The organism is Xanthobacter sp. AM11 (assembly GCF_047444035.1).
Taxonomy (GTDB): Bacteria; Pseudomonadota; Alphaproteobacteria; order Rhizobiales; family Xanthobacteraceae; genus Xanthobacter.
In genome coordinates this window covers 3912026-3927375 of sequence record NZ_JBLAOA010000001.1, presented here as the reverse complement: position 1 = coordinate 3927375, position 15350 = coordinate 3912026, and the positions used below count along the sequence as shown (strand labels likewise).

The following is a 15350-nucleotide window of genomic DNA, read 5'->3' as shown; positions in this document are numbered from 1 at the left end:
CCGCGCCCGGTCGGGCGCAGCGCGGCGGGTGGGGCCGGCGCGCCTCACCCCGCGCCCTTTGCCTCCAGGGCCGCCAGCCGCATGTAGAGGGTGGAGCGGGCGATGCCGAGCCGGCGCGCCGCGCGCGAGAGGTTGCCGCCGCAGGCTTCCACCGCATCCAGAATGGCGGTTTCCTCCAGCGAGCGCAGATCCGTGGCCCGGGCCGGCGGCGCCGCGCCGGCGCGGATTTCCGCCGGCAGGTCGTCGGCGTCGATGGCGCCGCCGGGCGCATTGTTTCCCGCGCCGCCCATGGCCACCAGCATCTCCACCACATTGCGCAGCTCGCGCACATTGCCCGGCCAGCCATAGGCAAGGAGCGCGGCACGGGCGGCCTCGGTGAAGCGCGGCGGGGCAAGGCCGGCGCGGCGCGCGGCGATGGTGCCGAGGTGGTCGGCGACGAGCAGCACGTCGTCGCCCCGCTCACGCAGGGGCGGGATGCGCAGCCGCAGGGCGGCGATGCGGTAGAACAGGTCCTTGCGGAAGCGCCCGGCCGCGACCTCGCCGGAGAGGTCGCGGTTGGTCATGGAGACGAGGCGCAGATCCACCTGCCGGGCGGCATGGCCGCCGATGCGGTACACCACCCCGTCTTCCAGCACCCGCAGCAGATAGGATTGCAGCTCCAGCGGCATCTCGCCGATCTCGTCGAGGCACAGGAGCCCGCCGCTGGCCGCTTCCACCTTGCCCTGCTTGCCGGCGGCATCGGCGCCGGTGAAGGCGCCCTTCTCGTAGCCGAACAATTCGCTGGCGATGAGGTCGCGCGGCAGGCCGCCGCAATTGAGCGGCACGAATGGGCCGGCGGGGGTGCGGGCGCCGTGGATGGCGCGGGCGAACACCTCCTTGCCCACCCCGGTCTCGCCTTCCAGAAGGATGGGAAGGCCGCTCTCGGCCATGCGGCGGGCCTTCTCGCGCGCCTCGCGCATCACCGCGCTGTCGCCGACGATGGCCTCGAAGGGCACCGCGTCGGGCGCCCGCTCGGCCTCCCGCGGCAGGGTGCGGCCGCGGCGGGGCGCATGCAGCACCACCACGCCGCCGATCTCCTCCCCGTCTTCGCGCACGATCTCCACGCTGGCCCCCGGCAGCAAAGCGGCGACGCGCTCCGCCCAGGCCTCCGGCGCCACATCCTTCAGCCCCGCCAGCCGGCCGTCGGCGACGAAGGCGCCGTTGCGCCGCGCCACCTCCTTCAGCGCCCGGTCGGTGGAATAGATGAGGGCGCCGGAGCGGCCGAAGGCGAGGATCTCCTCGGAGAGCCAGAGCGAGCGCTTGCCCAGGAAGTGGCGCAGCACCTCCTCATGCTCCATCTCCATGCGCCGGCCCAGCACCGCCTCGATCTGGTGGGCGAGGGCCACCGCATGGGCGAGGTTCTGCGGGTTGAAGGTGTCGGTGGAGCCGGAGATATCCACCGCGCCGATCACCGCCCCGTCGAGGGGGTGGCGCACCGGGGCGGCGGCGCAGGTCCAGCGCTGCACCGGGGCGCAGAAATGCTCGGCGGCGTGGATCTGCACCGGACGGCCGCAGGCCAGCGCGGTGCCGATGGCGTTGGTGCCGATCTGCGCCTCGCACCACATGCCGCCGCGCTGCAGCTTCACCTCCTGGCCGGTATCCACCGCCCGCACGTCGCCTTCGGTTTCGAGGATGGCGCCCTCGGGATCGGTGAGGATGAGCATGGAGCGGGCATCGGAAAGCAGGTGCCGCGCCTCGTCCATGGCCGGGCGGGCGGCGGTGATGAGGCGCATGTTGTCCCGCCGGCGGCGGAACAATTCGGCCTCGCTCACCAGCGGGGCGGCGGAAAGGGTGGCGGCGATGGCGTGCCGGCGCGAGCGCTGCCAGGAGGCCAGCACCGCGGGGCGCACGACAGGTGAGGCAAGTCCGTCCTGGTGAAACGCCTCCCAGGCACGGGCGATCTCGCGATAAGGCACCAGCTCTGCCCTCCGGGCCGGGCGGCGCGGCGTTCCCGAAAGGCGCCGCCTGAGCCTGTTGGCCGGCGTGCGGGCCTTGGCTGCGGGCGCTTCGGCCCAAACCTCGCCCGCCGGCGGTTCACTCCCATGGATGCCGTGTTCTGTCCGCCGGTTGGCCGGCGGCGACGGCTTTCGGCTGCAAGATAAGCGCAGAAACGCGCCAGCGGCAAGGCCCTGTAGCTCCCGCACGGCAGTCGTTCCAGGTTTCTGTCTGAGGCCCGGACAACAAGTGTCCGAAAACCGGACAGTCTAGAACTGAACAATTACATTGCGCACTGCACAAAACTCATGAAATCCCGTGAATTTCTACAGTCTATCGCGGCTGGCACGCATCCTGCGGCAGGCAGCAGGAGCCGGCACCAAAAAAGCGGGCCGGCCACAAAGGGAGGACATTGGCGTGAACGTGCCCGTAGGAAACCTGCGCAACGTCCAGGTGCTCGGCATTGATGCCGGCGGCACCATGACGGACACTTTCTTCGTGGACCAGGACGGCGACTTCGTCGTCGGCAAGGCCCAGTCCACGCCCCAGAACGAGGCCCTGGGGCTCATTTCTTCCAGCGAGGACGGGCTGGCCAACTGGGGCATGTCGCTCCACGACGCCCTCGCCCAGCTGCAGACCGGCGTCTATTCCGGCACCGCGATGCTCAATCGCGTGGTCCAGCGCAAGGGGCTCAAATGCGGCCTCATCGTCAACCGCGGCATGGAGGATTTCCACCGCATGGGCCGCGCGGTGCAGAGCCACCTGGGCTATGCCTATGAGGACCGCATCCACCTCAACACCCACCGCTACGACCCGCCCCTGGTGCCGCGCCAGCTGACCCGCGGCGTCATCGAGCGCACCGACATGATGGGCACGCAGGTGATCCCCCTGCGCGAGGACAGCGCCCGGCAGGCCGCGCGCGAGCTGATCGCCGCCGATGTGGAGGGCATCGTCATTTCGCTGCTCCACTCCTACAAGAATCCGGTCAACGAACGCCGCGTGCGCGATATCGTGCTGGAGGAAATCGCGGCCAGTGGAAAGACCATCCCGGTCTTCGCCTCCGCCGATTACTATCCGGTGCGCAAGGAAACCCACCGCACCAACACCACCATCCTGGAAGGCTATGCCGCCGAGCCCTCGCGCCAGACCCTCTCCAAGATTTCCAACGCCTTCAAGGAGCGCGGCACCAAGTTCGACTTCCGCGTGATGGCGACCCATGGCGGCACCATCTCCTGGAAAGCGAAGGAACTGGCGCGCACCATCGTTTCCGGCCCCATCGGCGGGGTGATCGGCGCCAAATATCTCGGCGAGGTGCTGGGCTACAAGAACATCGCCTGCTCGGACATCGGCGGCACCTCGTTCGACGTGGCGCTCATCACCCAGGGCGAGATGACCATCAAGAACGACCCGGACATGGCCCGGCTGGTTCTCTCCCTGCCGCTGGTGGCGATGGATTCGGTGGGCGCCGGCGCCGGCTCCTTCATCCGGCTCGATCCCTACACCCGCGCCATCAAGCTCGGCCCGGATTCGGCCGGCTACCGGGTGGGCGTGTGCTGGAAGGAGAGCGGCATCGAGACCGTCACCGTCTCCGACTGCCACATGGTGCTGGGCTATCTGAACCCCGACAACTTCCTCGGCGGGGCGGTGAAGCTCGACCGGCAGCGCTCGGTGGACGCCATCAAGGTGCAGATCGCCGACAAGCTCGGCCTCTCGGTGGAAGACGCCGCCGCCGGCGTCATCGAGCTGCTGGATTCGGACCTGCGCGACTATCTGCGGGCCATGATCTCCGGCAAGGGCTACTCGCCGCAAAGCTTCGTGTGCTTCTCCTATGGCGGCGCGGGGCCGGTGCATACCTATGGCTACACGGAAGGCCTCGGCTTCGAGGACGTGATCGTGCCGGCCTGGGCGGCGGGCTTCTCCGCCTTCGGCTGCGCGGCGGCGGATTTCGAATATCGCTACGACAAGTCCCTCGACATCAACATGCCCCCGGACGCCCCCGAGGCGGACAAGGTGAAGGCGAGCCAGACCCTGCAGGCGGCGTGGGAAGAACTCACCCACAACGTGCTGGAGGAGTTCAAGCTCAACGGCTACGCCCCCGAGCAGGTGACGCTGCAGCCCGGCTACCGCATGCAGTATCGCGGCCAGCTCAACGATTTGGAGATCGAGAGCCCGCTGAAGCAGGCGGGCACGGCGGCGGACTGGGACCAGCTGACCGACGCCTTCAATGCCACCTATGGCCGCGTCTATGCCGCCTCGGCCCGCTCGCCGGAGCTGGGCTATTCGGTCACCGGCGCCATCATGCGCGGCATGGTTCCCATCCCCAAGCCGAAGATCCCCAAGGAGCCGGAGGAGGGCGAGACCCCGCCCGAGAGCGCCAAGACCGGCACCCGCAAGTTCTACCGCAAGAAGAAGTGGGTGGATGCGCAGCTCTACAAGATGGAATCCCTGCGCCCCGGCAACCGGGTGATGGGCCCCGCCATCATCGAATCCGACGCCACCACCTTCGTGGTGCCCGACGGCTTCGAGACCTGGCTCGACGGCCACCGGCTGTTCCACCTGCGCGAGGTGTGAGGGCAAGGCTGGCGCCAAGCAGAGCGCGGTATGCCCCCTCTCCCGCTTGCGGGGGAGGGCTGGGGAGGGGGCCAGCGTCCTCTCCGCCAGCGCCGCTCGGTGTGGCCACCCAGTTCCCCCTCCCAACCCTCCCCCGCAAGCGGGAGAGGGCTTCGCGCCGGAGCCTTCGATTGGCTACCGCGGTGAGCAAACCCAAACAATCTCAAAGGAAACGACCCATGAACGTCAATGTCAGCCAATCCACCCTTCAGGGCGCCACCCGCGGCATCGTCCGCGGCGGCGAGACGCTCAAAGAGCATCGCGACCGGCTCATGGCCGCCACCAAGGCCACCGGCCGCTATGCCGGCCTGAAGACCCTGGAGCTGCGCGAGAGCGAGCCCATCCTCTACAACAAGCTGTTCTCCCGCCTGCGGGCCGGCGTGGTGGATGCCCGCGAGACCGCCAAGAAGATCGCCGCCTCTCCCATCGTGGAGCAGGAGGGCGAATTGTGCTTCACCCTCTACAATGCGGCGGGCGACAGCCTGCTCACCTCCACCGGCATCATCATCCATGTGGGAACCATGGGTGCGGCCATCAAATACATGATCGAGAACGAGTGGGAGGCCAATCCCGGCGTTAACGACAGGGACATCTTCTGCAACAACGACTGTCTCATCGGGAACGTCCACCCCTGCGACATCCACACCATCGTGCCCATCTTCTGGGAAGGCGAGCTGATCGGCTGGGTGGGCGGCGTCACCCACGTCATCGACACCGGCGCGGTGGGGCCGGGCTCCATGGCCACGGGGCAGGTGCAGCGCTTCGGCGACGGCTATTCCATCACCTGCCGCAAGGTGGGCGCCAATGACGAGTTGTTCCGCGACTGGCTGCACGAGAGCCAGCGCATGGTGCGCACCACCCGCTACTGGATGCTGGACGAGCGCACCCGCATCGCCGGCTGCCACATGATCCGCAAATTGGTGGAAGAGGTGGTCGCGGAAGAGGGCATCGAGGCCTACTGGAAGTTCGCCTATGAGGCGGTGGAGCATGGCCGCCTGGGCCTTCAGGCCCGCATCAAGGCCATGACCATTCCCGGCACCTATAGGCAGGTGGGCTTCGTGGACGTGCCCTACGCCCATGAGGACGTGCGGGTGCCCTCCGACTTCGCCAAGCTCGACACCATCATGCACGCCCCCTGCGAGATGACCATCCGCAAGGACGGCACCTGGCGCCTCGATTTCGAGGGGTCGAGCCGCTGGGGCTGGCACACCTACAATGCCCATCAGGTGAGCTTCACCTCGGGCATCTGGGTGATGATGACCCAGACCCTCATCCCCTCCGAGATGATCAATGACGGCGCCGCCTACGGCACCGAGTTCCGCCTGCCCAAGGGCACCTGGATGAACCCGGACGACCGCCGCGTCGCCTTCTCTTACTCCTGGCACTTCCTGGTGTCCGCCTGGACGGCCCTGTGGCGCGGCCTGTCGCGCTCCTATTTCGGCCGCGGCTATCTGGAGGAGGTGAACGCGGGCAACGCCAACACCTCCAACTGGCTGCAGGGCGGCGGCTTCAACCAGTATGACGAGATCCACGCCGTGAACTCGTTCGAGTGCGCCGCCAACGGCACCGGGGCGACCGCGGTGCAGGACGGCCTTTCGCATGCCGCCGCCATCTGGAACCCGGAAGGCGACATGGGCGACATGGAGATCTGGGAACTGGCCGAGCCGCTGATCTATCTCGGCCGGCAGATCAAGGCCTCCTCGGGCGGCTCCGGCAAGTATCGCGGTGGCTGCGGCTTCGAGAGCCTGCGCATGGTCTGGAACGCCAAGGACTGGACCATGTTCTTCATGGGCAACGGCCACATCTCGTCCGACTGGGGCCTGATGGGCGGCTATCCCGCCGCTTCCGGCTATCGCTTCGCCGCCCACAAGACCGGGCTCAAGGAGCTGATCGCCTCCGGCGCCGACATCCCGCTCGGCGGCGACACGGACCCGGAGAACCCCACCTGGGACGCCATGCTGCCCAATGCGCAGATCAAGCGCGACAAGCAGGCCATCACCACCGAGGAGATGTTCGCCGACTACGACCTCTACCTCAACTACATGCGCGGCGGCCCCGGCTTCGGCGATCCGCTGGACCGCGAGCCGCAGGCGGTGGCGCAGGACCTCAACGGCGGCTACATCCTCGAACGCTTCGCCGGTGACGTCTACGGCGTGGTGGTGCGCAAGGGCGCGGACGGTCTGTTCTCCGTGGACGAGGCGGCAACCATCGCCGCCCGCAAGAAGATGCGCACCGATCGCCTCGCCAAGTCCATTCCCGTCACCGAATGGATGAAGGGCGAGCGCGAGAAGATCCTCGCCAAGGATGCGGGCACCCAGGTGCGCCAGATGTTCGCCGCCTCCTTCAAGCTCGGCCCGCGCTTCGAGAAGGACTTCCGCGCCTTCTGGACCCTGCCGGAGAGCTGGACCCTGCCGGAGGAGGAAATCGGCGTGCCCACCTACGGCTCACGCTACTCCATGGACATCTCCGAGCTGCCGGACGTGCACACCGTGCAGTTTGTGGAGGAGTGAGCGGTCCGCTCGCGCCATGTGCCCCCTCTCCTTATGCGCGGCGCGCGCCCTCTCCCGCTTGCGGGGGAGGGATGGGGAGGGGGAAATCTCGATGCATCGCCCCGGCGGCAGGATGAACCGCGCCGCCTGCCCCCACCCTCCCCCGCAAGCGGGAGAGGGAGAACCAACCCATAGATCCAGGAGGAAACCCCATGTCCTATACCCGTGCCAAGATCGTCGATCTGGTGGAAGGCAAGATTGATCCCGATACGCTGCACCAGATGCTGTCCACCCCCAAGGACCCCGAGCGGTTCGTGACCTATGTGGAGATTTTGCAGGAGCGCGTGCCGTGGGATGACAAGATCATCCTGCCGCTGGGCCCCAAGCTCTTCATCGTGCAGCAGAAGGTCTCCAAGAAATGGACCGTGCGCTGCGAATGCGGCCATGATTTCTGCGACTGGAAGGAGAATTGGAAGCTCCATGCCCGCATCCACGTGCGCGACACGCCGCAGAAGATGGAGGAGATCTACCCCCGCCTCATGGCGCCGACGCCGGCCTGGCAGGTGATCCGGGAATATTTCTGCCCCGAGTGCGGCACCCTCCACGACGTGGAGGCGCCGACGCCCTGGTATCCGGTGATCCATGATTTCGAGCCGGACGTGGACGCCTTCTACACCGAATGGCTCGGCCTGCCGGTGCCGGAGCGCGCGGCGGCTTAGAGCCTGATCCGATCAGCTTGCATCGCAAGCGGATCGGATAACGCGTTCTCTATCCTTAAATGAGAGGGCGATTCACCGATCAAATTGAGTCAATTTGATCGGATCGCGCTCTAGAGCACGCGCCGATCAGCTTGCATCGCAAGCGGATCGGATAACGCGTTCTCTATCCTTAAGTGAGAGGGCGATTCACCGATCAAATTGAGTCAATTTGATCGGATCGCGCTCTGGCGGCGCGGGACCGCCGCCACTCGGCGCGGCCCGCCATGACGGTGGGCGACAAGAAAAGGGGCGGCCTGATGCCGCCCCTCGTTACCTTATCGGGCCGCGAAACGGTGTTCCGCTTACTCCGCGGCCGCGGGCGGCTCCGCCACGTCGGGGGCGGGGGTGTAGATGAGGCCGCCGCCCTCGCGGAACTTCTGCGCCATCTGGGCCATGCCGGCCGAGGCGAGGTTGTCGGCCTGGGCGCGGGCGATGTCGCCAGCCTCCACCTTCAGCTCCTGCGAGATCTTCATGGAGCAGAATTTCGGCCCGCACATGGAGCAGAAATGCGCCACCTTGGCGCCCTCGGCGGGAAGCGTCTCGTCGTGGAAGCGCTCGGCCGTCTCCGGGTCCAGCGACAGCGCGAACTGGTCGCGCCAGCGGAAGGAGAAGCGGGCCCGGGAGAGCGCATCGTCGCGGAGGCGCGCGGCCGGGTGGCCCTTGGCAAGGTCCGCCGCATGGGCGGCGATCTTGTAGGAGATGACGCCGGCCTTCACGTCGTCGCGGTCGGGCAGGCCCAGATGCTCCTTGGGCGTGACGTAGCAGAGCATGGCCGTGCCGAACCAGCCGATCATGGCCGCGCCGATGGCGGACGAGATGTGGTCGTAGCCGGGGGAGATGTCCGTCACCAGCGGGCCGAGGGTGTAGAAGGGCGCCTCGTGGCAGATCTTGAGCTGCTTCTCCACATTCTCGCGGATGAGGTGGAGCGGCACGTGGCCGGGACCCTCGATCATCACCTGGCAATCATACTTCCAGGCAATCTCCGTGAGCTCGCCAAGGGTCTCAAGCTCGGCAAACTGCGCGGCGTCGTTGGCATCGGCGATGGAGCCGGGGCGCAGGCCGTCGCCCAAAGAGAAGGCCACGTCATATTGGGCGAGGATCTCGCACAGCTCCTCGAAATTCTCGTAGAGGAAGCTCTCCTTGTGGTGGGCGAGGCACCATTTGGCCATGATGGAGCCGCCGCGCGAGACGATGCCGGTGACGCGGTTGGCGGTGAGCGGAACGTAGGCGAGGCGCACGCCGGCATGCACCGTCATGTAGTCCACGCCCTGCTCGGCCTGCTCGATCACCGTGTCGCGGAAGATCTCCCAGGTGAGGTCCTCGGCGACGCCGCCCACCTTCTCCAGCGCCTGGTACATCGGCACGGTGCCGATGGGCACCGGGGCGTTGCGCATGATCCATTCGCGGATGGTGTGGATGTTCTTGCCCGTGGACAGGTCCATCACCGTGTCGGCGCCCCAGCGGGTGGCCCACACCAATTTGTCCACCTCCTCCGCCACGCCGGAGGTGACGGCGGAATTGCCGATGTTGGCGTTGATCTTCACCAGGAAGTTCCGGCCGATGGCCATCGGCTCGGTTTCGGGGTGGTTGATGTTGTTGGGGATGATGGCGCGGCCGCGCGCCACTTCCTGGCGCACGAATTCGGGGGTGATGTCGGCGGGAATCACCGCGCCGAGGCCCATGGCCTGGTGGTGCGGGTGGGCGCCGCCATTGGCGCGGGCGAGATTCTCGCGCGCCGCCACATATTCCATCTCGGCGGTGATGATGCCGGCCCGCGCATAGGCCATCTGGGTCGGACGCTTGCCCGGCTTGGCGCGCAGCGGGCGGCGGCCGGAAAGGTCGAACTGGGGCAGGGAGGAGGACTGGCCCTCCTTCAGGCCGTTGTCCTCCGGCTTCACCGCGCGCCCGTCCACTTCCTCCACGTCGCCGCGTTCGGCGATCCATCGCGCGCGCAGCTGCGGCAGGCCGCGGGTAAGGTCGATGACGGCTTGCGGATCGGTATAGGGGCCGGAGGTGTCATAGACCCTCAGCGGCTTCTCGTCCGGCGTGGACAGGCAGATCTCGCGCATGGCCACCTGCACGTCCGGGCGGGTGGCGGTGACGAACACCTTGCGCGAATGGGGCAGGGGGCCGGTGGTGACCTTCAGAGAGGACGTCGAGGCTTCGTCCAGCATGCGGTTCTCCGTTCAGCTTGCGCTTTCAACGAGAGCCGGGAATCGAGCTTAGGAGACGGGTGCGGCTCGGCCCTGAAGTGCCGGGGCGCACGGGTTCCGATCCCTTCGCCGGTATGACCCGGATCAGGTTCGAAGGGTCATCGCGGTGTCGCGGGCCGTGATGGCGCAGGACGTTGCGAAATCTCAGCCCCTTCCGGGGCCCCCCTTGGAACGGATCGAGTGTGGTGTATACCAGCGGCTCCTGTCAACGCTGCGGTGCAGCAGGTCTCCCGCACCGCTGCATGTGGATGGCTGGCGCACGGCCCATGGCGGGCGCGCCGCGCGGGGGATAGAGTGTCGGCGAAAGAGCGCGGGGCGGCGAAGGTCCGCCACCAGGTCCGCGCCGCAGCCGTGACGCTGCAGGAAAGACGCCGCAGGAGAGACATGGAAGCCTATCACCAGCTTCTCCGCCGCATCCTGGAGGAGGGCGTCCGCAAGGACGACCGCACCGGCACCGGCACGCTCAGCGTGTTCGGCCACCAGATGCGCTTCCGGCTGGACGAGGGGTTTCCCCTCGTCACCACCAAGAAGCTGCACCTGAAATCCATCGTCCATGAGCTGCTGTGGTTCCTGGCCGGCGACACCAACATCGCCTACCTGAAGGAAAACGGCGTCTCCATCTGGGACGAGTGGGCCGACGCCAAGGGCGACCTCGGGCCGGTCTACGGCCACCAGTGGCGCTCCTGGCCCACCCCGGAGGGCGGGGTGATCGACCAGATTGCGCAGGTGGTTTCCGACATCCGCCGCAACCCCGATTCGCGCCGGCTCATCGTCACCGCCTGGAATCCGGCGGACGTGCCGAAAATGGCGCTGCCGCCCTGCCACTGCCTGTTCCAGTTCGCGGTGCTGGACGGCCGGCTCTCCTGCCAGCTCTACCAGCGCTCGGCGGATGTGTTCCTGGGCGTGCCGTTCAATATCGCCTCCTATGCGCTGCTCACCCACATGGTGGCGCAGGCGACCGGGCTGAAGGTGGGCGATTTCGTCCACACCCTGGGCGACGCGCATCTCTACCTCAACCACCTGGACCAGGCGCGCGCGCAACTGGCCCGGGCGCCGCGGCGGCTGCCGGTGCTGAAGCTCGCCCCGGGCGTCAGCGACATCTTCGCCTTCCGCTACGAGGACATCGCCATCGAGGGATACGACCCCCACCCGCACATCAAGGCCCCCGTGGCCGTGTGAGCCCCCGCACCCGGGCGCGGCCGTCACGGGCCGGACTTGAACGTCTGGTTGTCTCGGACGGCACGGCGGTCCGGGCGGTGGGGCTGAGGGGTTCGCGCACGGTGCGCGGCATCAATCCGAAAGCCAGGAACGCTTCGGTTTCAGGGGAGGATCTCATGGCGGACGCAGGTAGCCTTCTGGGTCAATTGCTGGGCGCGGCGCTGAGCGGGGGAAGCGTGCGGGGCGGCCAGTCCGGTGCCGGCGGCGGGGCGCTGGGCGACCTTCTCGGCCAGGTGCTGGCCGGCGGCGGACAGCAGCCGGCGGGCCAGGCCGCGCCGGGCGGCGGCCTTCCCGGTGGTCTTGGTGACCTTCTGGGCCAGGTGCTCGGCGGCGCGGGCCAACCCCGTGGCGGCGCGGCCGGCGGGGCGGCAGGCGGCCTTCCCGGCGGCCTCGGCGACCTTCTCGGGCAGATTCTCGGCGGCGGCGCTCCCGGTGGCGGAAGCATCGGCGGCGGCACCCTCGGCGGCAGCCAGGCGGGCGGCGGCCTCGGAGATCTGGCGCAGGACGCCCTGGGCGGGCCGGCCGGCGGCGCGCAGCCCAGCCCCTTCCCCGCACCGGCCCCCGCGCCGGCCCCCGCACCCGCGCCGCAGGCCGGGCCGAAGCCCACCACCCAGCCCAGCGGCGGCAACGACCTGGTGAAATACGGCGGCCTCGCCGTCATCGGCATGCTGGCCTTCAACGCCTTCCGCAAGTGGCAGGCGCAGGGTGGGCAGGGCCGCGCGGCCTTCACCTCCGGCACGCCCGATGCCACCGGCTTCACTCCCACGCAGGCGCCCGGCGGGGCGGATGCCTTTTCCGGCGTGCTGCTGGCGGCCATGGCCGGCGCGGCGCAGGCGGACGGCCAGCTGGACCAGGACGAGCTGAACCGCATCACCGGCGGCATGGCGCGCATGGGCGTGCCGGCGCAGGAGCGCGACGCGCTCATCACCTTCCTGGCCACGCCGGTGGACCCGCAGCAGGTGGTGAATGCCGCCACCACTCCCGAGGCGGCGCTGCAGATCTATGCCGCCTCCGCCATGGCCATCCGGCCTGACAGCGCCGAGGAGAAGGCCTATCTGGCCGAGCTCGCCCGCGCCCTCGGCATTGATCCGGGCCTGAAGGCGCAGGTGGACGCGGACCTCAACGCCTGAGCGCCCCGCGTGGTGGCGGGCAGCGAAGGGCGACGGCCGAAATCCGCCGCCCGGTTTTCGCGTTCCACAGGCGGCGATTTCGCAGCCGCACGGCCGGGGGCCTTGCGCCCGGGCCCTCACGCACTCGTGCAGGGGCCGGCCGTAACGCCGCCCGGATGCGTGGCGTAAAGGGAAGTGCGCGGCCGGCCTCCGCCCGCCGCCCCCTGACGCGGAAGGCGCCATGCCCCTGTTTCACGAGCGCTCGGGCAAGTTCAGCCCCGAGAAGACCCTGAGCCTTGTTGCCGCTGTGCTGCCTGCCGCATGGCTCGCCGGTGTCGCCCTTGGCGGCGATCTCGGCCCGCGGCCCTTCACCGCCGCCATCCACTTCACCGGCCTGTGGGCGCTGCGCTTCCTGGCGCTGGGGCTGATGGTGACGCCGCTGCGGCGGCTTCTGGCCTGGCCCAAGCTCTATTTCGCCCGGCGCATCCTGGGGCTGGCGGCGCTGGGCTATGGCGCGCTGCATCTGGGGCTGTTCTTCGTGGACCAGGGGGCGCTGCGGGCGGTGACGGAAATTGCCCTGCGCATCTATCTCACCATCGGCGCGGTGGCGCTGGCCTTGCTGGTGGCGCTGGGCGCCACGTCCTTCGACGGCGCCATCCGCCGCCTGGGAGCGGAGCGGTGGAACCGCCTGCATGCGGCGGTCTATCTCATCGCCGTGCTGGCGACGGTGCATTTCTTCCTGCAATCCAAGCTGGACGTGACCGAGCCGGTGGTGATGGCCGGGGTGTTCATATTGCTGTTCGCTTATCGCATCGCCCTGCGCGTGGCCGGGCAGGTGACGCCCCTGGGGCTGGCCGGGCTGGCGGTGGCGGCGGCGCTGCTCACGGCTGGCGTGGAGGTGGTGTGGTATGCGGCGGCCACGCGGGTGGACCCGTGGCTGGTGGCGCAGGCCAACCTTTCGTTCGATCTCGGCCCGCGCCCGGCCTGGTGGGTGCTGGCGGGCGGCCTTGCGGCGGCGGCAGTTGTGGCCTTGCGCCAGCGGGCAGCGCCGCAGCCAAGCGGGCGCCGGGCGGTGGCCGGCCGCGGCGCCTGAGCGGTTGGCGTCTGGCCGCCGCGCCCCCTTCTCAGCCGGCGTGCCGGGCCACGGCCTCCAGCAGCGCCGCCAGGGCCTCGGGCGGTGCAGCGCGGGGCCAGTCGGCCATCTGGTGGCGGAAGAAGGTGTCCTGCCGCTTGGCATAGCGCCGGGTATCGCCTTGCCCTTCGCGGATGGCGTCGTCCAGCGTTATTTCCCCCGCCAGATGGCGGGTGAGGGCGGGGGCGCCATGGGCCTTGAGCACCGTGCGGGCGGGGTGGAGCCGGCGGGCGGCGAGGGCGCGCACCTCCTCCAGCGCGCCGGCCGCCATCATGGCCTCGAACCGCGCGTCGATGCGGGCGCGCAGCTCGGCGCGCTCCACCTCCAGCACCAGCCGCACGCAGCCGGCGGCCTCCAGCAGCGGCGGGGCGGCATCGCGCTGCCAGGCGGAGAGGGGGCGGCCGGTGGCTGCCATCACCTCCAGCGCGCGCAGAATGCGCTGGCGATCATTGGGGGCGATGCGGGCGGCCGCGGCGGGATCGACGGCGGCAAGGCGAGCGTGGAGGACGGCGGCATCCAGCGCCTGCGCCTCGTCCCGCACCGCGCCGCGCACCGCTTCGGGCACCGGCGGAACATCGGCGAGGCCCTGTGTCAGCGCGCGGAAATAAAGCCCGGTGCCGCCCACGAACACCGGCAGCCGCCCGGCGGCCCGCGCATCGGCCAAGGCCGTGCGGGCATCCTCCAGCCAGCGGCCCACGCTATAGTCGGCGTCGGCATCCACATGGCCGTAGAGGCCATGGGGGACCTGCGCCATCTCCGCGACGGTCGGCCGCGCCGTGAGCACCGCAAGGTCGCCGTACACTTGCATGGAATCTGCATTGAGCACGATGCCCCCCGCCCGCGCCGCAAGCGCGCTGGCGAGGGCCGACTTGCCGCTGGCGGTGGGACCTGCGATGAGCACCGCCGACGGCCCCTTCCTCCCTTCGAGTTCCAATATTGCCATGGCCTATGTCGCGACGCTGATTTCCAACCCATCTGCCCCGGCTTTGACCCGGGAGGCAATCCACCATGCCCGTTCCGTGCTGCCGCAGGCGCAGGATGCGGTGGTACTGGCGCCGGAGGTGGCGGTGGACATTCATTTCGCCCCACCCCTGGGCGCAGATTCGCAGGCGCTGGCGGATGCGGTGCGCGGCGCCCTGGGCGGCGCGCCCCTCGACGTGGTGGTGCAGATGGAGGCCGGCCGGCGCAAGCGCCTGTTCCTCGCCGACATGGATTCCACCATGATCGGCCAGGAATGCATCGACGAGCTGGCGGATCTGGTGGGGCTCAAGGCCCATGTCTCGGCCATCACCGAGCGGGCCATGCGCGGCGAGATCGCCTTCGAGCCGGCCTTGCGCGAACGCGTGGCGCTGCTGCGTGGGCTGCCGGCGAACGTGGTGGGCGAGGTGCTGCGCGAGCGCATCCACCTCACCCCCGGCGCGGCGGAGCTGGTGGGCACCATGAAGGCCAACGGCGCCTATACGGCGCTGGTTTCCGGCGGCTTCACCCTGTTCACCGGGAACATCGCCGAGCGGCTCGGCTTCGACGAGCACCGCGCCAACACCCTGCTGGTGGACGAGGGGCGTTTCGTAGGGGCGGTGGAAGAGCCCATCCTGGGCCGCGAGGCCAAGCTCGCCACCCTGGTGGAGCTGCGCGACCAGATGCACCTCGCCCCCTCCGAAACCATGGCGGTGGGCGACGGCGCCAACGACCTGGCCATGCTCTGCGAGGCCGGGCTGGGCGTCGCCTACCACGCCAAGCCGGCGGTGGCCGCGGCAGCCCATGCCCGCATCGACCATGGCGACCTGACCGCCCTCTTGTTCATGCAGGGCTACAGCCGGGACGACTTCCGCACCGCCTGAACGGGG

The 15350-nt window shown here is 69.1% G+C and carries 10 protein-coding genes and 1 riboswitch; of the genes, 7 read left to right on the top strand and 3 right to left on the bottom strand.

Going from position 1 to position 15350, the window contains the following annotated elements; translation table 11 throughout:
* Positions 1-44: 44 nt before the first annotated feature.
* The gene (locus tag ACI7BZ_RS17995) at positions 45-1955 is read right to left on the bottom strand and encodes a sigma-54-dependent Fis family transcriptional regulator (RefSeq protein WP_414118510.1); all 1911 of its coding nucleotides are present in this window, start codon (positions 1953-1955) and stop codon (positions 45-47) included.
* A 436-nt stretch (positions 1956-2391) separates the two neighbouring features.
* Here ACI7BZ_RS17995 and ACI7BZ_RS17990 point away from each other — a divergent pair, with 436 nt between their 5' ends.
* The 3 genes from ACI7BZ_RS17990 to ACI7BZ_RS17980 all read left to right on the top strand — a co-directional run bounded on the left by ACI7BZ_RS17990 (position 2392) and on the right by ACI7BZ_RS17980 (position 7792).
* Positions 2392-4545: a hydantoinase/oxoprolinase family protein gene (locus ACI7BZ_RS17990; protein ID WP_414118509.1), complete on the top strand. Its 2154-nt coding sequence runs from the start codon at positions 2392-2394 to the stop codon at positions 4543-4545.
* Between the two features lie 218 nt (positions 4546-4763).
* Entirely contained in the window at positions 4764-7094 is a 2331-nt protein-coding gene (locus tag ACI7BZ_RS17985) for a hydantoinase B/oxoprolinase family protein (RefSeq protein ID WP_414118508.1), read from the top strand.
* A 191-nt stretch (positions 7095-7285) separates the two neighbouring features.
* Positions 7286-7792: an acetone carboxylase subunit gamma gene (locus ACI7BZ_RS17980; RefSeq protein ID WP_414118507.1), complete on the top strand. Its 507-nt coding sequence runs from the start codon at positions 7286-7288 to the stop codon at positions 7790-7792.
* Positions 7793-8133: 341 nt separating this feature from the next.
* On the opposite strand, the gene thiC is transcribed toward ACI7BZ_RS17980, so the two are convergent.
* Positions 8134-10005, bottom strand: a complete 1872-nt coding sequence (thiC, locus tag ACI7BZ_RS17975) for a phosphomethylpyrimidine synthase ThiC (RefSeq protein WP_414118506.1) — start codon at positions 10003-10005, stop codon at positions 8134-8136.
* 82 nt (positions 10006-10087) lie between these two features.
* Positions 10088-10221: riboswitch (TPP riboswitch) on the bottom strand.
* Between the two features lie 207 nt (positions 10222-10428).
* Between thiC and ACI7BZ_RS17970 the strand changes: the two genes are divergently transcribed.
* The 3 genes from ACI7BZ_RS17970 (at position 10429) to ACI7BZ_RS17960 (ending at position 13464) form a co-directional block, all read left to right on the top strand.
* Positions 10429-11223, top strand: coding sequence for a thymidylate synthase (locus tag ACI7BZ_RS17970; RefSeq protein WP_414118505.1), 795 nt, complete (start codon positions 10429-10431; stop codon positions 11221-11223).
* Positions 11224-11378: 155 nt separating this feature from the next.
* A complete protein-coding gene (locus tag ACI7BZ_RS17965) occupies positions 11379-12392 on the top strand; it encodes a tellurite resistance TerB family protein (protein ID WP_414118504.1) in 1014 nt (337 codons plus the stop codon).
* Positions 12393-12612: 220 nt separating this feature from the next.
* Complete coding sequence (locus ACI7BZ_RS17960) at positions 12613-13464, top strand: protein-methionine-sulfoxide reductase heme-binding subunit MsrQ (protein WP_414118503.1); 852 nt, start codon at positions 12613-12615, stop codon at positions 13462-13464.
* Positions 13465-13495: 31 nt separating this feature from the next.
* Here the strand turns inward: ACI7BZ_RS17960 and miaA are convergent, their stop codons facing one another.
* A complete protein-coding gene (miaA, locus tag ACI7BZ_RS17955) occupies positions 13496-14446 on the bottom strand; it encodes a tRNA (adenosine(37)-N6)-dimethylallyltransferase MiaA (RefSeq protein ID WP_414118502.1) in 951 nt (316 codons plus the stop codon).
* On the opposite strand from miaA, the gene serB reads away from it, so the two are divergent.
* Positions 14445-15344, top strand: coding sequence for a phosphoserine phosphatase SerB (gene serB / locus ACI7BZ_RS17950; protein WP_414118501.1), 900 nt, complete (start codon positions 14445-14447; stop codon positions 15342-15344). The two genes, miaA and serB, sit on opposite strands and share 2 nt — an antisense overlap.
* Positions 15345-15350: the final 6 nt, after the last annotated feature.